Here is a 26281-nt window from a genome sequence, read left to right as displayed (position 1 = left end):
CTTTATATCCCAAGATTCGCTGTGAGCTGCGGATACCACTACTCTTTTACGATCATCCTGGCCTGGGAAAATCAGAGATGAACCCGTACCTCAACCAACTCCATTCAATTCTTCAGAACCACCTCCAGGGCCACCCGTCCAGGGTCTATCTCTTTGGCTCCATGGCTACAGGAAGGTTCCGGGACGGTTCGGACTGCGATGTGGGGATTGAGCCGTTGCGAGAACTTCCGGCAGGGCTATTGGCCTCGCTTCGGGAACGTCTGGAGGAAAGCACCATTCCCTTTCCTATTGACGTGGTGGATTTGTCCTCGACTTCCGCTGCTTTCCACGAACAGGTCAAGAAGGACGGCAAGCTATGGATAACCACCCACGGCGCATAGCAACCGCTGAAAAGGCCCTGGTCACCCTGACGGAGCTGATCGGACGGAATCCAGTGGACACGGTTGAGCGGGACGCGGCCATTCAAAGGTTCGAGTATACCTTCGAGGCTGTTTGGAAGGCCGGGCGATCCTACCTGCTGGAGGTGGAAGGCATTGACGCGGCCTCGCCCAAAAAGGTTTTGCGGGAATTGCGCGCAGTGGGGCTGCTTGATGACGAGAAAACAACGTTCGGCCTGGAAATGGTGGATGACCGCAACCTGACGACGCACACCTATCATGAGGGACTGGCGAAGGGGATTTACGAAAAACTGGTCGGCTATGCCGAACTGATGGACTTCTGCCTCAAGGAGATGAAACGCCACAGTCCATGCGACCCAACGAACTCAAAACCATAATTGCCTCCAGCAAGAATTTTCGCACAGCGTCCAAGCCTTGGCTTTTAGCAAAAATTCCGGGAAATTAGCACTTGAGCTGTTTCAAGGCCGCTTCACCGCCGGAGCCAGTTCCAGATGACCTGTCCCGGTCGGCTGAGTCGGTCTGGACAGGTTGGCCTTGATTTCGCGGATGACCTGGAGGCCGTCCACCTGGGCGCCGTGCTTGGTGGTGATGGCGTTAAGCAGGGTTTGCAGCTTCAGGAAGTCCGTTCCCCGGATCATCCCCACCATTCCGCCGAGTACGATGCGGCGCAGGGCCAGTTCCTCGCGGGTGTTCTCCCGGAGCTTTTCGGCCAGGGGCAGCAGCAGGAAGTTGGCCAGGACGATGCCGTAGAGCGTGGAGATCAGTGTGACCGGGATGCTCTTCAGAATCAGCGTCGTGTCCCCCAGCCCCACCAGCATGCCCACCAGCCCGATGACGCTTCCGGCCACGCCGAAGGACGGGGCGTAGATGGCCATGTTTCGAAAAATGCGCTCCATTTCCTCCCGGTACTGCACGAAGGCCTTGGCTTCGGCCTGAAAAACCTCCCGAATCTCCGCCTCGGTATAGCCGTCTTCCAGCATTTCCACGCCGCGACGTAACGGGGGGTAGTCCGGGGCGTTTTCTTCCAGGGCGAGCCGACGGGTGCGTTTGTAGACGTGGGCCGTGCGCAGCAGTTCCTTGACCAGGATTCGCTCCGGCACCGTGTTTTCAGCATAGGCCGCACGCACGCAGCGCCAGGCCCGGCGCAGCCCGTCCGGGCCGCTGCCCAGAAGCGCCGAACCCAGGGTTCCGGTGAACACCACGAGCAGGGCCGTGAGGTTGAAGTAGACCTGGGCCTGACCGGAAAAGAAAAATACGGCGATGAAGCCGGCGAAGCATATTGCCGCTGTAATCAGGGTTCTGCTTTTCATGATGAACTCCTTGGCCGGAGCGATTTGCGCTGGTTGAAGAGGACTGGTTAAAGAGGACTGGATGTCACGTTTGTTGGCGAGGTGCCGGGCCGATCAGGGCTCGATGCGGATCTCCACGCGGCGTTGGAAATGCTCCCGTCCGGACAGTCGTGGCGTCAGGGGGCGTTCAGCTCCGGTGGCCTGGATGATCAGCATGTCCGGATTCAGGCCGGTTTCCCGCACGAAGTGTTCGGCCACCGCGGCGGCCCGCAGAGCCGCGACCTCCCAAGTGCCGGGGTGTCGGGCGCGACCGTCGGAGGAGGGGACGGCCACTTCCGAGGATGTCCGGGCGTCGTCGGCAAAGCCGGTGATCACCACGTTGCCCTGGGCCAGGGCAACCGTGTGTCCGATTTTTGACAGCAAGGGCCTGGAGCGAAAATCCAACTCGTGGGACAGGGGCGGAAAAAGGTTCTCGCCGAACAGGGAAATGACGATGGAGGCGTCGTCCAGAAGAGCGATGTTCACGGAACGCTCGTGGCCGAGCAGGCGGTCCCGGAGCGCCTCGTAGAGCGGGAGCATGTTCAATTGGGCCGGAGAGGAGGAAACGGTCTGGATGCTCGCCGGAGTGCGATGGCCGATCACCATCCGATCCTTTTCGCGCAGGGAAAAGACGAAAAGCACCAGGAACAGAATAAACATGACCATCATCAGGTCGGACCAGGGCACGGCCCAGGTCACGGACCGCTGTTCCCCCCGTTCCAGGGCGAAATCCGGGATGTTCAAGGGGTGCTGGTGGCCGATCAACTGGCTGTCCATGGGAGTATTTTGCTGGGGCATAGAAGCTCGCTTGTTTTTGCTGATATCTTGCAAGTTCAATGCCCAAGATTCTGCTGGCCTCGCTTCCGTCCAGGCGGCAATTCTTGCCATCAGCTTGCGGGAACGTGCGCCAAGAGTTGACAGGGCTCGGGAAAGTGGCGGAACGTAGCGGGTCGGACGATCGCTATTTGAAATTCGTAACTACTCAGTACATTTTGTGTCCGATCTTGCTCCGGCAATCGGGGTCGGGGTCGGCGCTTCGCTATCGGATTCGGAATCGAAACAGGAAGAATTTAGAACGCATCCCAGCGTTTTCGATCCCGATCCCGATTCCGATTCCGACCCCGGCAACAGAATTACTCTGTGCTGAGTAGTTACATTATGGTTGAAACTCTTCATATCCCAGGGAGGGACCGAAGTGATGAGAAGCAAATCATTTTTCGGAGTATTGCTGATGGTGGGGCTGTTGGTGATGCTGGTTGCCTTTGGTACGGCCGGTGCCCAGGATCAGGGCGAAACCGTGGTCGAACAACCCACGGCCCAGCCCATACAGGTGGTCCCTGAGGAGGAGTCGGTGGCGGAACCGGCGCTGGAGGCGGCAAAGGAGCAAGGCATCCCCGTGTTGGTGGAGCACCAGGGGACCGACCCGGTGGGCATGCGGCTGGCCCTGCACCTCAAGGAGACGTTTCAGAAGTCCGCTCTGTTCCGGCTGGCCGAACCGGATGAAAAGCATCTCAGCCTGCGCCTGGTCACCCGGCCCCAGTTCGCGGAGCGGCCGTATCTCGGCTCGGCCTACGTGCTGGTCTGGCGGTACGTGGAATCCAGGGAGGTGCTGGCCTACTATCTGAACGACCGCCTGGGGTTCGTGGACGCGGACGTGGTGGCCCAGGAGGCCGAGGTGCTGGTCGCGGAAACGGATCGGGTCAGGGGGCGGTACGGATATCTGCTGGAGTGAGCGGCGACAACCCTGATTCATCCCGGGTTCGTTGCACAGGACGGGGTCCGTCAAAAACCGGGGCCGTGACGTCCGGTCGGACGCGCACCGAAAAACATGCGCTAGGGCGTTTTACGGAGCCCCGTTGGGTCGATTGAATTTCTTAAAATTATCCCAGGGTAGCCCAGCCTCTTATCTTTGCAAGTTGCAGGTTTTATGGCAAGCAGTGGCTGGTTGAGACTATTTTTCCAAGGGGCTTGCCACCATGACCGCCACCCAACAAAACAAATCATCCATAACCGTGACCGTGCCCGCCGAGCCGGACTGGGTCCCCCTGCTGCAATCCGCAGCTGAAAACGCGGCACGGATTTTCGGGCTGGCCCGGGAAAAGGGACTGCGCCTGGCCATGTCCATGGAGGAAGTGCTCCTGTATCTGGCCCGGGTGCTTCCCGGCGAGGCCGTGCAGATCTTGCTGGGACAGGCCCCCGGCGCGGTATCGGCCACTTTTTCCGTGGCCGCCGACAGCCTGGACCTCTCGGCCATGAATATCGTGGCCGGAGCCGATCCAGGCGAAGAAGATGATCATGCCTTGCCTCTGCTGCTGGCCTCGCGGATGAGCGACGGCCTGCATGTTTCCAGGGTTGGCGGACAACTGTTTCTGACCTTGCGCCAGGATCACGTGTATGCACGGATATCCTCCCAGCAGGGTGACGAGGGCCTGCCCTGCGCCCCGGTACGGGTGGAGGCCGCCACGGATTATCACCGTATCGCCCACGGCTGCGCCCGGATTATGGGGCGCTACCATGTCCGGGAGCTGCCGCCCTGGATTGCTTTTCCCGGCAAAATCACGGACAGGATCGCGGCTGGAAAATTCCAGGTCAGCGTGGCCCTGGACGATGCGGACCGGGTGCGAGGCCTCCTCTTTTGGGAGTACATGTCCGAAAAAAGCGTGACGTTCAGCGGCCCCTGGCTGCTGGACGCCTGCGACCAGGGCCTTGCGCCCCTGCTGGAGCATATGCTTCTGGCCCTGGCCCGGAGCAAAGTTTCCTGCCTGTTCAGCAATCCGGACGGCACGCCTTCAGGACTGGACTTGTCCAAGCATGGCTTCGAGTTGCTGGCAACGATCACGCGGACCGAACAGGACGGCGATCAGCGGATTCCGGTCTGGTTCCGGCATTTGCGGGAGGACGAGGGGTTGCAGGTTTGGGCCCATCCCGGATGCATCCCCTTTCTGGAAGAAACCTACCAGCGGGTGTTTCTGCCGCGAACCATTTTACCGGCTCTTGATGCCGTGGGCCGCCCCCAAAGCCACGCCCGGGACCGTTCGCTGTTCGCCGCGGCCATGAACCGGGAACTGGGGGAGATAGTGCTCCGCCCGCTCCTGGACGGCGCGGACAACGCCGAGAACATTGCCCGGCATCTGCGCGTGCTCCGCGGCGAAGGATACCAGCGCATTCTTTTTCGCATTGATTTGGCCGAAGGCTGGCAGGCCGCGCTGTGCGGCGATTTGCTGGAACAGGGATGCAGACCAAGTCTGGTTCTGCCGCAGGCCGACCGCTCCGACGTGCTGCTGATGGAATATGTCCACACTGCCCCTTGACCGTCTGGTCCCCGCCTATATCCAGGCCTTTGAGCCCTACACCCCCAGTCGGCCGGATCACGAGCTGCGACGACTGTTCGGGGTGGATCATCTCCATCGCCTGAACAACAACGAGAATGCGCTGGGGCCTCCGCCATCGGCCCGCCAGGCCATCGAAGATTTCGAGGCTGGACGCACGCCGATCTATCCCAGCGGGGACTGCTATGATCTGCGCCAGGCTCTGGCCGCGAAATTCGACAAGTCCGCCGATCAGTTCCTGGTGGGCAACGGCTCCTGCGAGGTCATCGCCAGCGTGATCAAGGCCTTTTGCGAGCGCGGGGACAATATCGTCACCGCGGACAAGACCTTTGCCGTGTACGAATGGGTGGCCGAGTTTTCCGGCTTCCAGGCCCGGCTGACGCCGCTAAAGGATTTGGCCTTTGATCCCCAGGCCATGCTGGACGCGGCTGACGAGCGGACCAAAATCTTTTTCGTCTGCAACCCCAACAACCCCACGGGCACGTACTGGGACGCGGCGACCATGCGCGGCTTTCTGGAGGCCGTGGGTGGCGAGCGGATCGTGGTTCTGGACGAGGCCTATTTTGAGTACGTGGACCGGGAGGATTACCCCGACGGGATGGAGTTGATGCGCGAGTTTCCGAATCTCGTGGTCTTCCGGACCTTCTCCAAGATGTACGCCCTGGCCGGGCTGCGCGTGGGCTATTTGTGCGGCTCACCCGAGGTGGTGGACATCATCCGCCGCACCCACGTGGTCTATTCCGTGAACAGCCTGGGCCAGATCGCGGCAACCGCGGCCCTGGAGCACGACGGCCCGTTCATCGCCGACACCAGGGCCATGGTAGGCGAGGCCAAGGAACTGCTGCGCGGCGTATGCGCCAGGCTGGGATTGGAATATGTCTGCCACGAGGGAAATTTCATGATGATCCGCACTCCGGTCTCCGACACCCTGCTCTATCGCAAGCTGGCCCACAAAGGCGTCATGGTCCGGACCATGACCGGGTTTCGCTTTCCCGGCTGGATCCGGGTCAGCCTGGTGCAACGGCCGGTGATGGAGGAGTTTTGTCGGGCGCTGGAAGAGGTTGTGCGCGGGTGAGGTCGTGCGGGATGGGCTGAGTCGGGTGCAAAAAGTTATTTCTCGCCCGTCAGTGGCCAGTGTCAGTGGTCAGAGGTCAGAAGACGGAAGTGCGCGAGGACCGGCTACTAAAACAACGGGTGTATCAGCCATTGCCTCGGCGCTTCAATCCGGACAAAGTTTGTCCCTGCCTCACAGCAGGCCAATGCCTTCAATCGGCAAGCGGTGTCATGAACTACGGATTGTTGATGAAGATGTCACTTGGAGGTTTTTCTATCGGATCGATGCAGACTGCATTGTGCTGATCCACTGGGAACAAAAGAAAACACGAAGAACGCTCAAGGCGACGATTGATCTCTGCAAAGCCAGGCTCGCCGCTTATGACGACTGAATGATGGAGGGTGTGATGGAAGCAAAAAAAAAATGAAGAATCTGCAATCAAAGGGCTGGGTTGTCGGAGACGTGGATGAGTTTCTTGATCTTGATCAGGCTGACTTGGCTATTATTGATATGAAGCTGGCTTTGGCCGATACCATTGTTCAAAAGCGGAAGGCACTAAAGATGACTCAGGCGAAATTGGCCGAAGCAATCGGTTCAAGCCAGTCTCGGATTGCCAAAGTCGAGCATGGAGATCCTTCCGTTTCACTGGAAATGATGATGAGGGCCCTTATCGGTCTCGGTTCCTCGAGACAAGAAATCGGGAGAGCTATTGGATAGCCCAGTGCCGCTACCAACTGCCCGATAAACCTTACCTCCTCCACCTCACGGGCCGAACCAAGTGCGGCCAGGTTTCCACGATTTCGGTAATGCGGACGCGGGAAACGCCGGGGCGCGGGGGCGCGGGTGAGGAAGACGAAGTCAGGATGGCGCGGTCGGCTTGTCTCCATCTCCAATCCCAACGTGGGTTCTGTTTCAGTAACGGCAAAGGTCAGAAACATGCGCTACGACGAAAACCAAGATCACGGTTGGTTCGGGGTCGGACCGAGTTAAGCAAGCGGTTTAGTCGTAAGAGGCTCGTTTTGAGCGCTCGAATATACACTCAGGGCAGTAACAGTGACCAAAATCAGTCCCATGCCGAATATCTGCTGTGAGGCCAGGGTTTCATTTAAAATCACCACGCCGAATAGCGAAGCGGTTGCCGGCTCGACCATTGCCACAATAGACGCTACCGTCGGTGTAGTATGGTTCAAGCCGACGATATAGAGAATAAACGACAAGCCGGTGCCGAGTACCCCTAAGACCACGAACAGTGGCCAACTCGGCGCTTTCAGTACTGCCAGGGCTTGATCGGCATCGCTCAGCCACATCAGTATGATTGTAAGAACAGCTAGGGCTATCACAAGAATTGCTTGTGGGCTGCCGTGGGGTGCCGCATACTTAAATCCAAAGATGAATACCGCATAAAACAGGCCAGAAAGCAACCCGGCACCGGCGGCGATGGGTGTGACCTCACCCGCTTCGCCCTCATAGATGCCAGTGAGCAGCACCACGCCAAACATTACCAGAGCGATAGCAGCCCACTTGAACAGAGCCGGTCTTTCGAGTTTGAGTGTGAAGGAAACGAGATAGACGAACACGGGCGCACAGTACATCAGGGTCACCGCAACCGCGACACTGCCCTGCGCGATGCTCACTAAATAAAATCCCAGGTTGCCAGCTACGCCCACACCGGCAATCGCCGACCAGAACCACAGTCGACGACTTGTTAGTCCACTGCCGCGCGGACGAATCGATAGCCATACGATAACGACCAAAAACCCGATGGCGCCCCAGTAGAACGACACCACAACCGGATCCCAGCCCTGGGCCGTGAGAATGCCGGCAATCCCGCCTGATAGTCCCCAGCATAACGCTGCAAGTGCCACGAAAGACGTACTCACCCCACCATTCTGTTTGATAATAATAACCTCTTTGGAGTTGTTCGTTTCCACCCGGAAACGAGCTTTTTTATTTTGGGAAGGAAGTCAAGTAGTTATTTAGATCCGGTGAAATGCTATTCCCGGAGATGTTCCACAACCCCAGCCCGGACCATGTTCAGATCGATGTACGGCATGCACTTGAGCAGATGCTTGTCCGTATCCACGGCTGTGGCATGGTAGCGGTCTTCCCAAAACGCACCTTTGCGACTTTTGCGCTGGTTGTACTCCTGGGCGGTTCTGCCGGCAACCAACTGGATTGACCTGGGCAGGGCCGTGACGCCTTCCTCGCTGAAAACCAAGAGGTGAGTATGATTCGAGGTGACGGTGTAGTTGAGGATCTTCAGCTGGTATCGCTTCCTGGCCTCAAAAAGCCAATTGATCCAATTTTGCCTGTCACGGGAAAATTTGATGAGAAACTCCAGCTTACTGAGTGTTGGAATTGTCCTTATCCGGCAGTTCGTTCAAAAACCTCAAGTGCAAGGAGCAAAAAAAAGGGCAAGGTTGAAGCGTATTTATTCATACGTGAGAGTTTGAACTTTTTGCGGCAACGCAGCACTTGGGAGTTTTTCAACGGACTGTTATGACACCGATGGGTTATGTGCCAAACATGACCTGGAACAAAGTATCGATTGGCTCTTGGAATTGGCAGTGAAATCAGTTTTCAGCAGAGGGAGTCTTGGAATGGCATTTTTGAAGGCAAAATTGGCATTCTAAGGAGAAAAACAAGCATATTTGAACTATTTGCTTCAATTAATCAAAGGGTTGGCTCGGTCCGACCCCGTGGGCTCACGTAAAATGGAATTATTATCGCATGATTAGCTGCTAAGATATGGTATTACGGTTTTGAATTTCCCTGTTTTGGGATTCACGCCTATCGTTTCGACAAGCTCTACTTTTGCCGTAACGAACTTTTGGATATTTACCTTCACAAGAATGTCCTGTAGTTTTTTTTCTGCGACCTGTTTGGTATCGCTATAACCATCATGGACAGAAATACGAAGCAGTAAGGTGTTGGGAGAGGTTTGCTCAAACTGAAATTGCCGCAATCCAGGAACATAAAACGCTAACATATCATAAGGATGAATGGTATGTTTGATGCCTTGTGGATCTATATATGTGAGCGTATCTCCGGTTCTTCCTGAAAATCTGTTTAACGTAATGAATGGCTCAGTTGTTTTAATTGCCATGGTGTCCGACAAACGGTATCTAGTAAGTGGTTGCAATGTTTTGTAGAGAGGCGTGACCAACAAAGACCCTTGCGTACCTTCCGGAACTAAGTTGTCTTTTTCATCAATAACTTCGAAGTGGTGCCAGTCATTAAAAAGGTGAAAAGGCTCACTGCCACTTTTTTGAATACCCATTACAATGGATTCACAACAGGCATACAAGTCAATTACATCCTGGTTGAACGCTCTTTCAATTGCCTGCCGCATATTATCTGTGAGCACTTCTCCTGAGGATTGTAAACGCTCCGGCTTAATTTTTAACCGGCCATCTGCTTTTGCCAGTGCCAGCTGATATATTGTGCCTGCATATCCTGAAATGATATCAGGTTGAAACTCATTTAAACCGGAAATCAAGCTTTGAATATCCTCCGGGTTAAAAAAACTGGTATTGTAAAGAAGTTTTGGTGCATCACTGGTGAGTGTAACTCCTCCATAATGTCCCCCGGTTTTTCCAAGAAAAGCAAGCCGGAGTTTATTGAAAGGCCTAAAAACAGGCTGTGAAATCCGGGCAACTACAAGGGCCGCTATAAAACTCCATTCCTTTTTTGAGTATAAAAATATTCCTGGAACACCGGTAGTTCCGGATGTATGCATCACCGTATTACCTCTGAATCTGTTTTGCGGATTGGTGTCATTGCTGAGGAATTCCTCGACCGATTTACGGGTAATGGATGGGTCGGTAATCAAAGCATCAAAGTTATCCAACACCATTGTTCTGGAAATAATGGGAAGATCTTTAGGGGTAATGTCTCTCAGGTCACTGGGTTTAATTCCGTGAGAACTGTAAAGGTCCCGGTAAAAAACCGAAGCGTGATAGGTCGTTTCCAGTAAAGATGTAAACCTTTGACGAGACAATTCCTGTACTTTCTGAGCAGTTAGTTTTGAATCGTTTTTGAATTTAAGAAGCTGAGTAAGTAAGGTAATTGTTTTCATTTCAAACTTATTTGTTTTGTATTTCCTTTTTTATTCTGATAGCACGCGCCCATCCTATCCGTTCGGGCTGAGCCGATCCTATCCGTTCGGGACTTGCAAATGATCAAGTCCTTGGACAAGCTCAGTGGTGCAGCATTCTTTTCTTGCTGCTTGGGTTGCGGGCACAGCCCGCCTTAGAATATCGATAGCCCTTGGTACTCATACAATATGCTGTAAAGGAGTTAACTTGAAGCTCATTACATCACTATGGAGGTATATCAGTATTTTTCTAATCCCTGACCAGGCAGAACATGCTTTGGGTTCAAGCCGGTTTCCAGAAACAAACAGACCTGCCTGTGCAGAACAGAACAAAACTCATCCAGGTATCACTTTTTCTCACAAGCGAAGTGAACAGAATAACCCACACAAATCAAGCCATAATCAGTGATCAGAGGGCAGAGGGCAGTGATCAGGTGTCAGTAGGCAGGGATCAGAGGTCAGTAGTCAGTGGTCAGTGGCCAGTGGTCGGACATCAGACGTCGGATATCGGACATGGGAGAAAGAAATGAGGAAGGATCGACTCTATGGTCTGATTGAAGTAATCTCTGGCATGGGTGTGGTAGAATCGGTTACTCATAAACAAGCATATTAGCCCTTTTGTCCCTCGTAGGTCGGTCATCTCGTACAAATCTGGCTATGCGTCCCATGCTCTCCTCCGGGAGGTCTTGAGTTGGCAGGTGAAAGTGAACGTAAACGTGAATATCCGCGCCTGTCAATCATATTTCCCTTTTTGCCCTGTCAAATTATTTATTGGTTGGGGAAGTGATACCTTTTAGGGCGTCGTACAGGTATAATTTGCCGCGTCATTCACATCGCCTGCCCCGTTATATCTTGGATACTGGGGATGGCGACAAACGGGTAGCGTGCGCAGCAGTTCTCCCGTTGTTTTATCGCGTTTGTTATAAAGCAATTGTTCTGGAGCGATATCCATTTCAACCCATTGAGTGATGGCATTAAACCAGTTGATCTCCGTCAAGTCCTCGCCGTCTGTGTGGCTTCCTCCGGGCACGACAAAGAAACGGGTATGGGTTTCCGGATCGGTGAGGCCCTGCCCCACGGCCAAGTTCATCATGGTTGAATAATTGCGAACATGATCGTTAAACGAGCTCAGGTTGTCCGATCCAGCGTGCCAGGATATCAATTTCCGACCCGACGCTACAAAAGCCGCGACCCTGCTTTTATCGGGATTGGCTCCGATGATGCGCAAACCATATTGAAATATCGGGTAATCATGATCCAGGATGAAGGATTGCCGTTTTGCCAAATCACTGAACCATGCCGCATCTCCCGTCGCCAGCAAGGCATTTCCCCCGCCCAGAAGACCATAATAAACGACATGTGAATACCAGTCTGTCCAATTGTAGCCGGAATAGACCGTCGTACCGTCCCCGAGTTTCAGATCGGATGTGACGTCTTTTACAGTCTGCACCTGCTCGGCAGTCAAACAGATAGCAGGATCGGGATCCGCTGTCGGTTCACCACACTGCAACGTGGCCGCATCGAAATCACAGGCAGCCTGATTGGCAATCATGCCGTCGGTAACGCCATCTAGTGCATCGCAGGCCGCCATGGAAGCCGCCGTCACCGCTTGCCACTGCGCTGCCGAGGGCATCGTTTCTGTGCCTGACTTTGCACCTAAATCCATCCAGGCAACTGTTTGTCCTGTAATGTCCATGACCATGCAGCCCGACACGATACCGTCATAGTCTTCAGGCCAGCGATCGGCGGCTATGTAGGCATTGCGACCGCCGTTGGAACAGCCGTTAAAGTAAGTATGACTTGGAGATCTTCCGTAGAATTTCAGAGTGACGGCCCGGGCGAATTCACGGGTCGTGCTTAATGCCGTATAGGCATAGTCTCTGGCCGACGTGACGCCGTCTTGCGTTCCATCCGACCAGACCAGTGGCGCCGCCTGGGCTGGAGCTGTTGCGCGATTTCCGCCATTCGATGCGGCATATACTGCAAGCCCTTCTTTCAAGGCGATACTCATGCTGGTGATAGCGCCTGTCGTTGCATCCGTGGTGATGGCTGAAGTGATTCTCCCGTCGAAGCCGCCTCCACCTTGCTGCCAGAGCCTGCCGGACCAGTTTGCCGGTAGATCGATTTCCATGTCCAGATAGGGCGGCCGGGTTGCATTCACCTGGCAGAAGGCAGGATGATCGCCTGAGGCTTCGTACCACTTCGTGGACGTAATGGTGACATCATCAATACTTGTGCCATTCAAATTAGCGCAGGTTGTCGCAAGCGGAATGGATGGTGTTGCCGAATTGCCCCCGCAGCCAACCAGAAGGAAACTTGTCCAAACTAAAACCATTAGAAATTGAATTATTTTTGCTTTCATTTATATTCCCTTTTTCGTCCCCTTCCCTGCCCCCTTGTATCTTGCCACTACACTATCGTGTTGCGCCGGGCCGTCTCTCTGAACCAGGCGGCACTAAGTTTCGGCGTGCGCTTCTGGGTCTTGAAGTCCACATGCACAAGACCAAAGCGGGTGCCGTAACCGCTAGTCCATTCCAGATTGTCGAAAGCACTCCACACGAAATTGCCCTTGACGGGCGCTCCTTCGGCCATCGCCCGATGGAGGTTTCCCATGACAGCGCGCAGATACATGATGCGGTCCGTGTCATATACCTGACCATCGGAGGTGACCGTATCGGCAGCGGCGCAGCCGCTTTCCGTGATGTAGATCGCCTTCGGTTTCCAGATTTCGTTGAGCAGGCGCGGCCCCCAGTAGAGCACCTCAGGCGAAAAGCTGTGCCAGGGCGAGAACATCTTGGGGTGCGAGATACTCGTTGGTATCTCCTGCCACCCAGGCTCAACGTCCGAAGCCAGAACGTAGTTCTTGAGCACGTAGATGTTGATACCCACGAAATCGTTCGGTGAAGCGATGGCGCGCAGGTCCTCATCGCTGAAGCGCGGCGCATCGGGCCCGGCTGAAACAAGGTAGTCGTCGCTATAGCGGCCCGAGAGCATCACGTCCAGAAACCGCCAGTTGTAGGACCGTGTCGCAGCCTTCGCGGCGGCCACGTGGTTTGGCGCGTCAATCAGGGGCACGGCGGAGAACAGTACATCAGCCGGGCCGACCTTGATGTCCGCAGAGCCCCGCGCCCGGATGGCCTGCACCGCAAGCCCATGCGCAAGCACGGCGTGGTGGGCCACCTGATTCAGCGCACCAATCGGCAGAGCAAGACCCGGCGCAAGCTCAATTCGCACAGGCTTGCCTTGGACTGTGAGTTCGGTACCGCGGTGACCCATGTCCACGAAGTTTTGCAACTCGTTGAGCGTGAAGAAGTTTTTGATCCGGTCGCCCAACTTCTCGGCCACTAACCCCGCATAGTCTGCGAAGTTCATCGACGTTACCCGCGACTGCCAACCACCCTTGTCCTGCAGCGCCTGTGGCAGGTCCCAGTGATAGAGCGTGGCGAACGGTTTGATATCTGCCTTGAGCAGTTCATCCACCAGGCGGCTGTAGAAATCGAGCCCCCCGGGGTTGGGCCTACCGCATCCTGTCGGGAAGATGCGAGGCCAGGAGATGGAGAACCGGTAGGCGTTGACTCCCATGTCCTTCATCAGCAGCACGTCATCCCTGTACCGGCGGTAGTGATCGATCGCGACGTCACCCGTGTCCTCATTCTTCATCTTTCCGGGGGTATGCGCATAGGTATCCCAGATTGACTTGCCTTTGCCATCCGCATCGGGGGATCCTTCTATCTGGTAGGACGCCGTGGCGACGCCCCAGAGGAACCCTGGTGGGAAAGTCTGCAGTGCGGGGTTCGGCAGCGAGTGCGTACCCGTGTCTCCCTGGATGACTGTGCTCGGCGATGATCCTGCCAATCCAAGACTCGCAATGCTTGCCTTCTTCAGAAACTCTTTGCTGTCTTTCTTGATGGACAACCTAACCTCCACTGTTGGATCGGTGATGTGATGATGGCGCCGAACGTCGCGCTCTGCGGCAATTTTGTAGCATAGCGCGAAAATTGTCCGGCAGCAGCTCCTTGTAATACAGCTTAATCTACATACATTTGTTCGAGCATTCTCTTTTAGAGCCTGTTTCAAAATTATCAGCCACAGATGCGCGATGCGATTGTACCATCGCGAGAAAAGTGGCAGCTAGTTTTTCGTAGCGAGTAGCAAGCATATTTAGCCTGTTTAAATGTATAAGAACAGGTACTTGGAGGAAAGAAGCCCCCGTGGTATGAAATGGCTCAAGGCTCTGCTGGGACGAGAACATGCTCGCCCAGAATCACAACCAGAGGAGGGCTTCCATGGAAAACTTGTACTATATCGGACTCGACGTTCACAAGAGGAAAATCGCCTATTGCATCAAAGACGTTGCCGGGAAGATTATCAAGGAAGGTTTTATTCCCTCTCAGAGAAAATCAATCAATGATTGGGTGAAGACATTTACGACGCCTTGGATCGGGGCAATGGAGGCCACCATGTTTACAGGATGGATTTATGACCATCTCAAACCTCATGCAGTTGAGCTCAAGGTTGCCCACCCTGAGATGCTCAAGGCCATAATTGCCGGAAAAAAGAAAAACGACCGGGTGGATGCCGCAATACTTGCCGATTTGCTCCGAACCAATTTGTTGCCGGAATGCTATATGCTTCCTCAACAAACACGGGAGTTGCGCAGAATCATGCGTTACCGCAATTTTGTCATGCGTATGGGCGTAAAAACCAAAAACAAAATTTCAGGTCTGTTGATGGAAGTCGGCGCCCAATACGACAAACAGCGGATTCACGGAAAAAAGTATTTTCACCAGTACCTCGAAAAAGTTGAGGAGGTGCCGGAATCCGTGATCAACCTGCTGAAAATGAGCAGAGCAAATTTGGAATTATTCAAGGCTGCCCAGAAAAGATTGATCTCCGTGTTGCGTGGGCACACAGCCATCAGGGAACGTGTTGAACGCTTGATGACCATTCCTGGAGTCGGTGAGATCTTGGCCCTGACCTGGGTATTGGAAATTGGCGATCACAATCGTTTCTCCAATGTAACCCAGGCGGTCAGCTATTGTGGATTGTGCAGCGCCCAAAAAGAATCCGCGGGGAAATCCTCGCGCGGCCCAATTTCCAAGAAACGCAACAAACACCTGCAGTGCATTTTGATCGAAGCCGCCAAGATCGCTCCTCTCTGGAACGAGCAATTGGCCGAGGTCCACAAAGCCATGTTGGTCAAGGCACATCGAAATACCGCTACCCTGGCCGTGGCTAGAAAACTGGTGGCCTACCTGCTGGCCGTAGATAAAAGCGAAAAGCCCTTTGCCTACAGGGAGCAGCAGATGGCAGCATAAAAGACATTGCGACACAATCCCGGCCCTGGCTTGATCCGATTCGCCGCTGTTGCCGAATTTGTTTGTGGCGTAACGATGAGAATGCAATAGGCAACAGCAGCAAATCAGATCAAGCCAGGTTCAACGGCGTACACCGGGATCAAGACCAAAAGCTTTGCCGACACCCTGCCGTTCCTCGCATAATAAGGGACTACGCGAACGGCTCAAAACCGTGATGCTTCTGTATGCCTGTTTCGAGGCCGGCAGGGTTAACCCAAACTTACTCTTCCGCAAAGGCCATTTTACAAAGGGTGGGGCATAGAGCCATATCACCCGGCCTGATGCGACAAATGGATGTCTGGTCGGTAACCAAACTCGACCCAAAGAAGCGAGTCAAAAGGTCGGCAGGAGAGCAAAATCAAGGCACCCGTTTACTCAAACCGGGATGATCGGGGAAACTCCGTCTTCCCCCTTGACTTTCTTATCATGGATGTCCCTTTTTGCCCCTGATTATAATTATTCAGTATAAGTTGATCGCGGGAGTCACCCAATTATTGGATCTGTCCGGCTCGATTCCAGTCACGATCACCGAACGTATCCCTTTCCAGGACCATTCGCCAGTGACGAAGTCGCTGGTCACATCGTACCACGCATTCTGCATGCCGTCCCATCCCATGTTCAAATGCACCATGTTGGTTGGTCCGGTCTGGTAACCGTCCGCCAGGACTTCGTGGCCGCCGTTATCATCGAAAATGGACATGATAATGGGCCGGGGAGTCGGGGCATCGAACTCTTCGCGAAATGCGGCGAACCAGTCCTCGGCTGAAAACTCTCCGCGTTGCAGTTGTCGCATCCCGTCGCGGTAGCGGAAATACAGATGTAAAACCTCGTTGGCATACAGATCAGATCCTGAAGTCTCAAGCCCCCAGTTCATTTCCGCAGCCACGCCCACCTGATAACCAAGTAAAGCAACACTTCCGATGGCCTTCGGGGACGAATCCGTCGTGAGTACGTCGGGCATGACGTCCCAGTTCCAAGTCTGGGCTCCGAAGTCCACAGTGAGTTCCTGACCTTGCCAGACATGGGTCTTCACGCCCCGTCCGCGCTTCGGCCATTGCCAGTGCCGGAGAAGCATGGACCAAGCTGTAGCCACGCATCCCACCCTCGTATTCTCCCCTTCGACCTTCGGGGTACGCCGGTTGTAGGGGGGGGCCTGGCCCCAACGGGCCGTGACAAGCGGACCGACAGTGCGCGGGGGATGGGCGGAGGTCTTGGAAAGGGTCTTCCATGCCCGAGGTTGGCCAAACAGATCCCAAGCCTGTCGGATTTGGCGGCTAACGCCCTCATCGCCCTGTAGAGGTGCCCTGATCTTCGTGGCGAAGGAAACCGCGACCACGCTTAAGAATTGTTCCGGAATGATCCAGGACTCCGGAGCCCCCTGCTTGGTGGCCCGATCGGGATCGAATTGTCCGGTTTCGGAGTAGAGCTTTATTGGCGACAACTCGTCACGGGAGGAAATCAGGAGGAAACCGGAAGGGCTCACATCTACATGCCAAAAAACCTTGGTTTCTTTATAAAACACCGGGGTTAGGGACTCGATAAACGGGTCCGCTTCCGGCCAGCGGTCAAAGGTCTGCACCAAGTACTCAAGGTAATTGCCAGCAACCTTCAAGGCCAGATCACGATCCACAGCCGCGGCCAAGGAGGTCTGAACCATAAGCAGTGCCAAAATAAACGATGCCGCCACCAAACCGATTTTTTTACAAATGCCGTCACATGCAAGCATTACTTTCTTCTCCTTGTCTGTTGATAGAATTTTCAAGCATACTATCATGGCACCATATGGCTAGCCACACCCTGCGGCTTTAAATTTCCAGAGCAAACTTCCATAAAGTTAGTAATGAATTTTTCGATAATTCGCATAGCTGGATAATTGGTGTCAATGGATTCCCTGACATCTGACATAGGGTCAGGTCTTGTTTTTTAACTTATCTTGTTCTTTTTTGATGATCCTGCTGACAGTGGCATAATGAAGCCCGAGGTGCGCGGCAAGAGACTGCTGGGAGTAGCCGTGCTCAATGTGTGCGGTTGCAATGGCCTTGTTCCGGCTCGTTTTTGACTGCCCTCCAGGGAATACCTTCCCCAGTGGAGGTCGCAGCGCAAAGCGTTGAACCCGAGGGATTTCAGTGAATCCGGCTTTCTTCTGGAGAAATGGAAAGAGCTTTTCCAGGAAAGCCTCCTCCCCCAAGAGGCATTGCCCAACAAGCTTCTTCCAGGGGGACTCCTCACCCATCCCCGCAAGGACAAACCTTCGGTATTCTCGTTGCGCATGCTTCCGGTCATTCCCGAACTGGGCAAGGGTCCAGTCCGCGGAGAGGAAGGCCAGCTTCTTTTTCAACCCGGCAGTGCCGCAATAACTGGATCACGGGTAATCCTTGGGATGCCGAGCCATCCCGGCCCGGACCGGATTAAGAACGACATAGCGGCACAACTCCAACAGGTGGGAGTCCTTCTCGACCACAATGGATTTGAAACGTCCCTGAAAGACATGCCCCACCCTTGCGTGGCTCCGGTTGAATTTTTGCGTGTAGATTCCGTTCAGCTGCCGCATGCCCTCCGAGAGGTTTCCATCCGGTGTCTCGATCAAGAGGTGATAGTGATTGCCCATAAGGCAATATCCATGGCAGATCCAGTTGTACCGCTCAACCAGATCGGCAAGGATGGAGAGAAACAACAACCGGTCGTTTCCCCCAGAAAGATCTCTGATCGAGCGTTCCCCCGGGCAGTCACATGATAGAGGGCGCCGGGAAACTCAACCGTAGCGGTCTGGTCATGCTAACGCCTTCCCTGAAGGAAAATTAAAATACAAGACCTGACCCCGATTTCCCAGGATGCACCGCCCTCAAGCCCGCCACACCAAGCTCAGCAAGCGCCTGGGCGACGGGCCGCCTCCGTCCTTTCTTCCTGACCAAAGTCTGGAGAGTGGCGTCGGCTTTTGTGATAATCACGATCCAGAAAAAAACCGCCCATCCCGAAAGGGACAGGCGGCGTTGAGCAGGGGGGAGATAAGTTGACCCAGGGACAAAGATACTCCAGGCAAGTGTCGAGGCTCCAAATCAGCCTGCGGAGGAACATCCAGTAATTAATATTTTCTTATAACCTTGGTATTTGAATGTGCATCACGCACGGCACGAACGTAGCTGCTATTCGACTTATTGTTGTTGTTCACGTTTCCGTTGTTGAAGTTGACGTGCCACGCGTTGTTCGTATTGTTGGCGTTGGTAGTAGACGACCAGTAGGCCGGGAAGGACAATTCAATCATACCTTTACAGGGAGAATGGTACAGCTCTTCTAGTCGATCTCTGCCCGGCAACCTCCAGTCGGAACGCCCAGCCAATGAAAGGCCGGATGCATAGCTCATGGCCGCATCCCAGTTCATTGGTCCAGCCGTTGCTTTCTGCCACATCAGGCCGGTTCCGTTATCCGTTACTGTTCCGTCTCCATTGTCCACGCACCTGTCGGCAAAGGCCGTGCCTGAAAGGACCAGCCCGGTCAGGCAGAGTACGAAAGCCATGGTTGCAACCGCGTAAAGCTTTTTCATGATTTTTTCTCCTGTTGAGGTTGGACCGTTATGGTCTTGCATCTCTTATAGCACTATTCATGCCATGAGTAAAACTGTAGAAATCCAATATATTACAAAAAACGCCAACCGCTTAAAGCCGCACTGTTTGCGCCCACTTGGTTGGCACTGCCAGAATTCGTGGCGATCCGAGAGTAGTCCGGAAGCTGTCAAGGACCAGACGGGGTCGGACCGAGTTAATCATTTGAATTTTCTGATGATACGTTCCATCTAAGACTGTTATTTTGCCTTAGAACCCCAATTTCATCATTAAAATGGGCATTGTAAGAGTCTGTTGTCTCGCGAAGCACCGATCCAGAGCTTTTACCGTTCTCAACAATTTTTCTCCCAACCGCCTTGAATCCCAGCTTTGCCTGAAACCTCTCCACAAATGCCCTGGTCCCCACGGCAATGCTGTTTGTCCAGTCCGGTTCCCGTCTTTCGCCGCAACCAAGTGCATCATCGACCCAAGTTGCATAATCACGGGTCAGAGTGGCTTCGTCCGTGCCCTCCAGGAGTTCGAGCAGTTTGCCACGGTTGATGCGTCGGTACCTCTCAGGTGGTGAAGTGATTTCGTGATATCCGGTGAAATGCCATTGTCGGGGATGTTCCACAATCCCGGCCCGGACCATGTTCAGATCGATGTACAGCATGCACTTGAGTAGATGCTTATCCGTATCCACGGCTGTGGCATGGTAGCGGTCTTCCCAAAACGCACCCTTACGACCTTTTACGCTGGTTGTACTTCTGGGCGGTTCTGCCGGCAACCAACTGGATTGACCTGGGCAGGGCCGTGATGTCTTCCTCGCTGAAAACCAAGAGGCGAATGTGATTCGAGGTGACGGTGTCGTTGAGGATCTGAAGCTGGTATCGCTTCCTGGCCTCAAAAAGCCAATTGATCCAATTTTGCCTGTCCCGGGAAAATTTGAGGAGTAACTCCCGCTTACTGAGTGTTGGAATTGTCCTTATCCGGCAGTTCGTTCAAAAACCCCAAGTGCAAGGAGCAAAAAAAGTTCAAGGTTGAAGCGTATTTGTTCATACGTGAGAGTTTGAACTTTTTGCGGCAACGCAGCACTTGGGAGTTTTTCAACGGACTGTTATGATACCGGTGGGTAATGTGCCAAACATGACCTGGAACAAAGTATCGATTGGCTCTTGGCATTGGCAGTGCAGTCAGTTCTCAGCAGAGGGAATCTTAGAGTAAAGAGTTGAGTCTGTCCCTTCCTGCTCTTCCCAAGCAACGAATAGCTGATAACAATTACCCCCCAGCCCCCAACCGCTTCATCGAATACACCCCATCCATCCCGCCAACCGGCGTGAACCTCCTCTCATCCTTGGAATCCAGCAGGTGCTTTACCCCGTCGAACACCTCGGACACGAACTCTTTGGAGCCGATGATGCCGGAATCAGTAAAATATCGACAGCGGTGGCGGAAGACGTCGGTGCGGCTTAGCTTGTAGCCCTTCTTCCGTTCGCGTTTGACAATTTCCGGATTGAGCTGCTTGCCCTTGCCGGTGTCCATAGCTCCGGTTTCATAGACGAACTGTCGATATTTTCGGACGATCTCCTTCGGCTCAAGCTCATTCCACTCCTTCAAACCCAGGTCCAGATCAAGCAGACCGTCCCGGTTCCCTCGCTGCACCAGATATCCCAGGCCGGACCAGCGGTAGTCCTCGGGCTTCTGCACCAAACCGGCCCGGACGGGATTAAGGTCCACATAGGCCAGCAAATTGACCAGGCTGGCGCCCTCTTGGACAATCAGACTCTTGAACCGATCGCCCCAGAAAAAGCCTTTTCTGTTTCTGCGTTTGTTGAAATACCGGGTGAAACCCTGCTTGATATCCTTCATGAAGGCCCCCAAATTAACCAGCCGCCGCCGATAGTCCTGTACTTGGTGCGGCAAGATTACGGCATCCTCCCCGAACTGCTTCTTGAATCGCTTCACGATTTCCGCATCCGTAGCCGCTTCCTCGGTGTGCATCCTGACCACCAGATGAAAATGATTGCCCATCAGGCAAAACCCAAGCAAATCCACAAAATAGAATTTGCAAAGCCTGGCCACAATGGCCATGAGGCGGTCCTTCTCGACGTCCTGCAATGGAAAGCCGTCCAAGGCCGTTCTGGACATGACGTGATAGATGGTAGGTCGGTCATCTCGTACAAATCTGGCTATGCGTCCCATGCTCTCCTCCGGGAGGTCTTGAGTTGGCAGGTGAAAGTGAAAGTAAACGTGAATATCCGCGCCTGTCAAGCATATTTAGCCTGTCCCTTTTTTCCCCTTTTGACTTGCTTATCATGGATGTCCCTTTTTGCCCTTTTTGCCTATGCGAATGGCACTTGCCATGATGCTTCTGTAAGCCTGTTTCGAGGCCGGCAGGGTTAACCCAAACTTACTCTTCAGCGAAGGCTATTTCCGCAAGGGAGGGGCATAGAGCCATATCTCCCAGCCTCATGCTGCAAATGGATGTCTGGTCGGTAACCAAACTCGACCCAAGCTAGAGAAAAAATCGTCGGCTGCGGGCAACATTTCATAACACCCGGAATTCTCAAACCGGGATGTTCAGGGAATCTCCATCTTCCCACTTGACTTTCTTATCATGGATGTCCCTTTTTGCCCTTCTCCTTTAGTTTCCAGCGAACTATTGATTGGGCGGCCATGAACCCCTTTCCGTACCGGGACTCATAGCTTGATGAAATCGGATATTTATGGTGAACATCAACGAAATCATCCCACCATGGATTTTCTTGCGCTGGAAAATCGATTATCGATCCTGGAAACACCTTGCCACTGAGAAGATCGTTGAACTTATCTTTCGGCAGAATTCTCCCGCCACAGGTGGTGTTGAGTCCACTCTTTTGAAGCGCCAATATTAGCCGATACATTCCGAATATCTGACTTTGACCGCCAGCGCCAACATGGTCACTAATGTGCCAGACTCGGTCAACAATCCTGTACTTATGATCGAAAAACTTAAGTAGCAGAAAGACTTCCCCCATCTCCGATGCCGACCTAATGAAGTAGATTCTGTTTGGCGCCAGAGTCTCGATTTCTTCCAAATATTCCAGCGGATCGTAATGTGTTTCTTCAAGCCCTGTAAAAGGTGCACTCTTTCCCTCGATAAGCCAGTTCCTATTAACCCCAAATGTATCGCAGAAATGGTCAATAAATTCAAATGATGGTTCTTGACTACCAAGAAACACACTTTCCAGCTCGCCAACGGAGTGAATTTTCATCAGCTGTGCCAAGCCAGCAATGGTGTATTTACCATAAGTTCTCTTCTCGTTCATCAGATCGAGAACCTGATTAAACCTCATAACGATGCTCGCGACCTCGGAGTTCGGTAGAATGTTTTTTGCAGGTGGAAGCTGGGCTTGAACGAGAGCGACCCGCACCGCTGACGTTAGGTTTGGCTGGGATGCAGTTGGCGTCGATCTTGAATGCTTAAATAGCCAGCCTCCAACTACCAATATGGCAGTCACTCCTGCACCGGAGAATAACCATTCTTTATTTTCCAGAATGAAATCGATCAACCAAGACTCCCTGTATGTTGAGCGCTAACGTGTAGGGTAACCGGCGAGCTTAAGCGAGTCCGCGTTGACCCGTTTGTTGTACAATTTTGTCCGATAGTATATTAATTTTCTAACTCTGCGGATAGATAACACATGTACTCAATTGGCTACAAAACTTTGGACAAGGATAATTTTCAATTAAATAATCGAAAAATAGGGCCAAAGAGCTCGATGCACTACCATATCGGCTTCAAGATTAAGATTTGCATCCCCCCTAAAATGAAATCGGAAAGGGTTTGAATTGCCAATAAATCCGATTTGAAACAAATCTGCTAAAAGCTCGGAAAGGTTTCTTGAATCGATAAATTCATCTAAATCCCTACTGTGTTTTGATTTGGTTTTAGCAATTTTTTGAATATCCTCAAACGAAAATTGTTTTGGTACACCACTGAATAGTTTTTCTACAGATCGAATCGTTCCCTTTTTATATTTAGCCGCTAATTCTTCAGCGATTTCTGTCCAACTACTTGTAGCATAGGCTTTTTGCGTTCCTTCGAAACAGGCTTGTGTAAACCCCTTATCCATTTTTCCATATTGTTTCGTAATCTGTCTTAACATTCTCGAAAAATCTCTTGGACGGAACCATGATCGATCTAACAAGTATTTGGTAATGTGAATACCATTGATAGATTGGGGGAAATATTTATATATTAATTCTTCACATTCAAAATCAGATTGAATTCCTTTAATTTCTTCAGAAACATTTATTTTTTTTGCGATTAACTGGATTAATGGGTGATCAAATGATTCGTTCTCGCTACCAATTCTTGAATTCCAAATCAACTCAACACCAAAGTCTTCGGTTGGTTTAGCAATTTCTTTTCCGATACCATCTACAGCTGTAATGACCTCCCTTCTTGCAGCACAAAAAATTTTGACAGGGAAATTTTTAATAGCCATCTCTCTATTTAAATGTTCAACCGCGATAATTAGATCCCGAATTAAGAGTATATCTCTTTTGTATTGCTCTTGGCTTCCTAAATTCAATTCTAATTCATCCACAAAAAGAAAAACTTTTCCTTCGGATGGTGTAAGATTTGAGAAAAATTCATTTATTGTATTAACGAGTAATGAAAAATTTACCTGACCTGCATTATTTTCCCCTAAATCAATTTGAAAGTAATCTTTGTATTCTTCTGGAATAAAAAAATTGATCATTCCCTTTGATATTGTTGGGAAATAGCGAAGTACACCTAATGCCTTGTTTCCATAATCAGCCCCTAAAACAGCATATTTATATTTCTTCCAATTATCATCATGTATAAATACAGGTTGATCTGTTTTTTCTAAAAGATTAAGTATTGTTTTGTGTAAAAAAAGCATCCAAATTTTTTCATAATCTTGAATATATTTTATGCTTCCCTTTTCCTCTATAACAATTGTATCAGAATTTTTACTTAACTTGGCTCTGTCTGTTTCCTTAATGTTACTTTTAAATAGTACAAACAAGGAGTTCATATGTTTTCTTTTTGCCAATAGCGAAAGATACCTCAGGAATGCTGTTTTTCCTGTCCCTTTTAATCCTGTAATAAAAAACATTTTTCCGCTGAAGTAGTCATCTATATCTATGCCATCATTGACAGTAAATGATTTGATAAATCTTAGTGCTTCACTATCTGATGCTTCAATTAACTCATTCTTAGCATCAACGTCACCGACATAAATATCTTTTAGCTTCAACATATTTTGTGATGTTCCTTAAATTTAAGATTATTGTCAAACTTTTGTTTTAAGCACAACGCCAGCCATGAGCCGCGGCTGCGAAGCAGCCGTCGCGCTCCATGGCTTTGTTAGACATTTTCTTCTTCAGGCCAATATTCGAGGACCTTATTTTCGAGGCGCCGCTGGGATGAAAACAACTTTTCCCAAGACTTCTTCGTCATCGGGGCGAGAGCTTTCCCCGACCTCTGCCGCCTTACCACAGCGCTTTGAAAAAGTTCGTCACAGTATATCCAGTAATCACTGTGCTCTTGCTCCTCGTTACGCGCTAGCGCAACAAACTTCGCGGCCTCACCCTCGCAAGGATAGAAGTAAATCGACTTCGCGACTTCTATGAGAGCTTGATCAGCGGTCACGAGCCAGCAGTCCTGAACGACGCCATCTAACGGCTTGCCATCCTGAAGCGCCGTGAAGCGGTAATAGGCCAAATCTCTCGCGTAGTTCAACGTGTACTGCAGCCGCCCACGCCCTTTTCCGCCTTTATTGAAGTTGTCGCGTATTATTTTGCATCGAGACCTGAAGGACTCGTCTCTGACGCGGGTTCTGTCGAAGAACCAGTACTTGGCCACCTCAGCCTCAATGGCAGAAACCATATCTGCGTCGGTTCTCATGAAATCCAAGTATGCCGAGAACTTTTGCTCCGGCGACGCCCCCTGGGACTCCTTGCTGATCACTTGGATCGCCAACATGGCCGTGTACATTATTACGAGAGTGTATCGGTCGCCTCGGCCAAGCCTCTTGAACTCTCTGCTCCTGGCTCGTTTCCCGAAATCGTGCGTGCAGTTAGGAGTGTCGATGTATCCGGGACAATACCGCGACATAAACTTCTCGTAGTCAGCACGGAGTCCCGTGACATACTCCTTGTCAGTTTCTCCGAACGCGAAGCCCGGCGTGATGCTAACGGGATTGCTGTTGAAGAAATCGACAAGGCCAGAGAGATTCTCTTCGTCCAGTGTGCTGTCCCCCGACATCACACTGCGCATCATGTTTAGGATATTCAGGTCAAGAACCACCGATGTTTCGACGCCACGCAAGCTGTTCAAGATTGTGACGGCCTGTGACAGCGGTTGAACCTCGTCCACAGTCCGAGACGGCTTGATGAACGTCGGAACATTCGGCATTTCTTGTTTCTCCCCTGTCTAACAGTGTTATTATACGGAACTCGCAAAAATCCGCCCCTCCAAATTCCCGGCCTTAACACCTGCTGATTCGGCAAGTATTTTTTGAAAGAATAGTCCGAATTTTCCACGTTATTTCAGCGCCTTGAGTTGTGTCTGCCAAATCCATCTTGACTCCGAGGTCAGCTTCATGCTTCGTGCTGAAGTCAGCTTTATGCGGCAGCCAAATACTCACCACAAGAGCGGGGCATAAAGCCAACCTCGGAGGAAATGATGGATACACCGTGATCACTTTTGCCGAATGGGCGAAGGTCTTGAAGGCCAGTGTCCCACCGGAACGTTATCACGCATCGTCAAATCCGGTACTGGCTTCAGGAAACCGATAACGTACCAAATGTTGAAGCCTTTAAACGACATTTGGGGTGGAAGCAATCGTATCTGGCTCCTGATCGTTTCGCCATCAGTCAAGAACCGTTGCATCGGAATCAAAAGTCCGTATGAACTTGTCGCGGGGCTTGCGGCTTCTGATGATGCATGATTACATTGAACTCCCGCTTCCCCTCCGGAAACCGGCATGTTCATGGCGAAAGCTGTAACTTCTCAAAATGACCTGGATTCCCGCCTGCGCGGGCATGACGAGCTTGAGAGAACGTGCCATTTCAGTCATTCCCGCGCAGGCGGGAATCCAGGGGCAGAGGCAATTTGGGGGTTTGCCCGGCCCTTTTGAGCAATTACCAAAAGCTTTCGCCTCGC

25 protein-coding genes are annotated in these 26281 nt (G+C 52.2%); 9 read left to right on the top strand and 16 right to left on the bottom strand.

The genetic code is table 11. The features are described 5' to 3' along the window. Positions 1-77 precede the first annotated feature (77 nt). Both DESLA_RS0113380 and DESLA_RS0113375 read left to right on the top strand, forming a co-directional pair. Positions 78-380: a nucleotidyltransferase family protein gene (locus DESLA_RS0113380; RefSeq protein ID WP_028572851.1), complete on the top strand. Its 303-nt coding sequence runs from the start codon at positions 78-80 to the stop codon at positions 378-380. Continuing rightward, on the top strand, positions 356-775 hold the full coding sequence (locus DESLA_RS0113375) for an HI0074 family nucleotidyltransferase substrate-binding subunit (RefSeq protein ID WP_028572850.1): 420 nt from the start codon (positions 356-358) through the stop codon (positions 773-775). Before DESLA_RS0113380 ends, DESLA_RS0113375 begins: the two co-directional genes overlap by 25 nt. Positions 776-856: 81 nt before the next feature. Here DESLA_RS0113375 and DESLA_RS20490 read toward each other — a convergent pair whose 3' ends face one another. Then, positions 857-1708: a motility protein A gene (locus DESLA_RS20490; protein ID WP_051434681.1), complete on the bottom strand. Its 852-nt coding sequence runs from the start codon at positions 1706-1708 to the stop codon at positions 857-859. A 93-nt stretch (positions 1709-1801) separates the two neighbouring features. After that, on the bottom strand, positions 1802-2524 hold the full coding sequence (locus DESLA_RS0113365; RefSeq protein ID WP_028572849.1) for an OmpA family protein: 723 nt from the start codon (positions 2522-2524) through the stop codon (positions 1802-1804). Positions 2525-2924: 400 nt separating this feature from the next. On the opposite strand from DESLA_RS0113365, the gene DESLA_RS20485 reads away from it, so the two are divergent. The 5 genes from DESLA_RS20485 to DESLA_RS0113345 all read left to right on the top strand — a co-directional run bounded on the left by DESLA_RS20485 (position 2925) and on the right by DESLA_RS0113345 (position 6826). Then, complete coding sequence (locus DESLA_RS20485; protein WP_051434680.1) at positions 2925-3458, top strand: hypothetical protein; 534 nt, start codon at positions 2925-2927, stop codon at positions 3456-3458. A gap of 244 nt (positions 3459-3702) precedes the next feature. Further along, positions 3703-5037, top strand: a complete 1335-nt coding sequence (locus DESLA_RS0113355; RefSeq protein WP_028572848.1) for a hypothetical protein — start codon at positions 3703-3705, stop codon at positions 5035-5037. Continuing rightward, positions 5018-6130 carry a pyridoxal phosphate-dependent aminotransferase gene (locus DESLA_RS0113350; RefSeq protein WP_028572847.1) on the top strand — a complete coding sequence of 371 codons (1113 nt, stop codon included), beginning with the start codon at positions 5018-5020 and terminating at the stop codon, positions 6128-6130. Before DESLA_RS0113355 ends, DESLA_RS0113350 begins: the two co-directional genes overlap by 20 nt. Before the next feature lie 4 nt (positions 6131-6134). After that, on the top strand, positions 6135-6500 hold the full coding sequence (locus DESLA_RS23705) for a type II toxin-antitoxin system RelE/ParE family toxin (RefSeq protein WP_353740157.1): 366 nt from the start codon (positions 6135-6137) through the stop codon (positions 6498-6500). Between the two features lie 32 nt (positions 6501-6532). After that, on the top strand, positions 6533-6826 hold the full coding sequence (locus DESLA_RS0113345; RefSeq protein ID WP_035261827.1) for a helix-turn-helix domain-containing protein: 294 nt from the start codon (positions 6533-6535) through the stop codon (positions 6824-6826). A 269-nt stretch (positions 6827-7095) separates the two neighbouring features. Here the strand turns inward: DESLA_RS0113345 and DESLA_RS0113340 are convergent, their stop codons facing one another. Both DESLA_RS0113340 and DESLA_RS20480 read right to left on the bottom strand, forming a co-directional pair. Further along, positions 7096-8040 (bottom strand): DMT family transporter, encoded by a 945-nt coding sequence (locus DESLA_RS0113340; RefSeq protein ID WP_084032071.1) that lies wholly within the window; start codon positions 8038-8040, stop codon positions 7096-7098. 62 nt (positions 8041-8102) lie between these two features. Beyond that, positions 8103-8366 carry a transposase gene (locus DESLA_RS20480; protein WP_245590108.1) on the bottom strand — a complete coding sequence of 88 codons (264 nt, stop codon included), beginning with the start codon at positions 8364-8366 and terminating at the stop codon, positions 8103-8105. Between DESLA_RS20480 and DESLA_RS22970 the strand changes: the two genes are divergently transcribed. Beyond that, on the top strand, positions 8337-8612 hold the full coding sequence (locus tag DESLA_RS22970; protein WP_156932964.1) for a hypothetical protein: 276 nt from the start codon (positions 8337-8339) through the stop codon (positions 8610-8612). The genes DESLA_RS20480 and DESLA_RS22970 overlap by 30 nt on opposite strands. A 231-nt stretch (positions 8613-8843) precedes the next feature. Here DESLA_RS22970 and DESLA_RS0113330 read toward each other — a convergent pair whose 3' ends face one another. The 3 genes from DESLA_RS0113330 to DESLA_RS0113320 all read right to left on the bottom strand — a co-directional run bounded on the left by DESLA_RS0113330 (position 8844) and on the right by DESLA_RS0113320 (position 14120). Then, entirely contained in the window at positions 8844-10187 is a 1344-nt protein-coding gene (locus DESLA_RS0113330; RefSeq protein WP_028572843.1) for a phenylacetate--CoA ligase family protein, read from the bottom strand. A gap of 811 nt (positions 10188-10998) precedes the next feature. Then, positions 10999-12567: a tannase/feruloyl esterase family alpha/beta hydrolase gene (locus DESLA_RS0113325; RefSeq protein ID WP_028572842.1), complete on the bottom strand. Its 1569-nt coding sequence runs from the start codon at positions 12565-12567 to the stop codon at positions 10999-11001. Between the two features lie 47 nt (positions 12568-12614). After that, positions 12615-14120 (bottom strand): GH1 family beta-glucosidase, encoded by a 1506-nt coding sequence (locus DESLA_RS0113320; RefSeq protein ID WP_084032069.1) that lies wholly within the window; start codon positions 14118-14120, stop codon positions 12615-12617. 371 nt (positions 14121-14491) lie between these two features. Between DESLA_RS0113320 and DESLA_RS0113315 the strand changes: the two genes are divergently transcribed. Continuing rightward, the gene (locus tag DESLA_RS0113315; RefSeq protein ID WP_028572840.1) at positions 14492-15523 is read left to right on the top strand and encodes an IS110 family RNA-guided transposase; all 1032 of its coding nucleotides are present in this window, start codon (positions 14492-14494) and stop codon (positions 15521-15523) included. Positions 15524-16022: 499 nt separating this feature from the next. Here DESLA_RS0113315 and DESLA_RS0113310 read toward each other — a convergent pair whose 3' ends face one another. The 9 genes from DESLA_RS0113310 to DESLA_RS0113270 form a co-directional block, all read right to left on the bottom strand. Then, complete coding sequence (locus DESLA_RS0113310; protein WP_169732632.1) at positions 16023-17324, bottom strand: C10 family peptidase; 1302 nt, start codon at positions 17322-17324, stop codon at positions 16023-16025. Positions 17325-17471: 147 nt separating this feature from the next. Beyond that, complete coding sequence (locus tag DESLA_RS23345) at positions 17472-17900, bottom strand: hypothetical protein (RefSeq protein ID WP_211239058.1); 429 nt, start codon at positions 17898-17900, stop codon at positions 17472-17474. A gap of 24 nt (positions 17901-17924) precedes the next feature. Continuing rightward, positions 17925-18236, bottom strand: coding sequence for a transposase (locus DESLA_RS23340; RefSeq protein WP_245590107.1), 312 nt, complete (start codon positions 18234-18236; stop codon positions 17925-17927). A 408-nt stretch (positions 18237-18644) separates the two neighbouring features. After that, positions 18645-19103, bottom strand: coding sequence for an Lcl C-terminal domain-containing protein (locus DESLA_RS21880; protein WP_051434679.1), 459 nt, complete (start codon positions 19101-19103; stop codon positions 18645-18647). Positions 19104-19318: 215 nt separating this feature from the next. Next, a complete protein-coding gene (locus DESLA_RS23335; protein ID WP_051434678.1) occupies positions 19319-19774 on the bottom strand; it encodes a hypothetical protein in 456 nt (151 codons plus the stop codon). Positions 19775-20379: 605 nt separating this feature from the next. Then, positions 20380-21303 carry a transposase gene (locus DESLA_RS0113285; protein ID WP_084032066.1) on the bottom strand — a complete coding sequence of 308 codons (924 nt, stop codon included), beginning with the start codon at positions 21301-21303 and terminating at the stop codon, positions 20380-20382. Positions 21304-21716: 413 nt separating this feature from the next. Further along, the gene (locus tag DESLA_RS0113280; RefSeq protein ID WP_028572837.1) at positions 21717-22652 is read right to left on the bottom strand and encodes a hypothetical protein; all 936 of its coding nucleotides are present in this window, start codon (positions 22650-22652) and stop codon (positions 21717-21719) included. Between the two features lie 177 nt (positions 22653-22829). Next, entirely contained in the window at positions 22830-24374 is a 1545-nt protein-coding gene (locus tag DESLA_RS0113275; RefSeq protein ID WP_028572836.1) for a P-loop ATPase, Sll1717 family, read from the bottom strand. Positions 24375-24481: 107 nt separating this feature from the next. Next, positions 24482-25531 carry a hypothetical protein gene (locus tag DESLA_RS0113270; RefSeq protein ID WP_028572835.1) on the bottom strand — a complete coding sequence of 350 codons (1050 nt, stop codon included), beginning with the start codon at positions 25529-25531 and terminating at the stop codon, positions 24482-24484. Between the last annotated feature and the right edge of the window lie 750 nt (positions 25532-26281).

The organism is Desulfonatronum lacustre DSM 10312 (assembly GCF_000519265.1).
In the GTDB taxonomy this organism is placed as follows: domain Bacteria; phylum Desulfobacterota; class Desulfovibrionia; order Desulfovibrionales; family Desulfonatronaceae; genus Desulfonatronum; species Desulfonatronum lacustre.
This window is presented reverse-complemented; position numbering and strand designations above follow the sequence as displayed.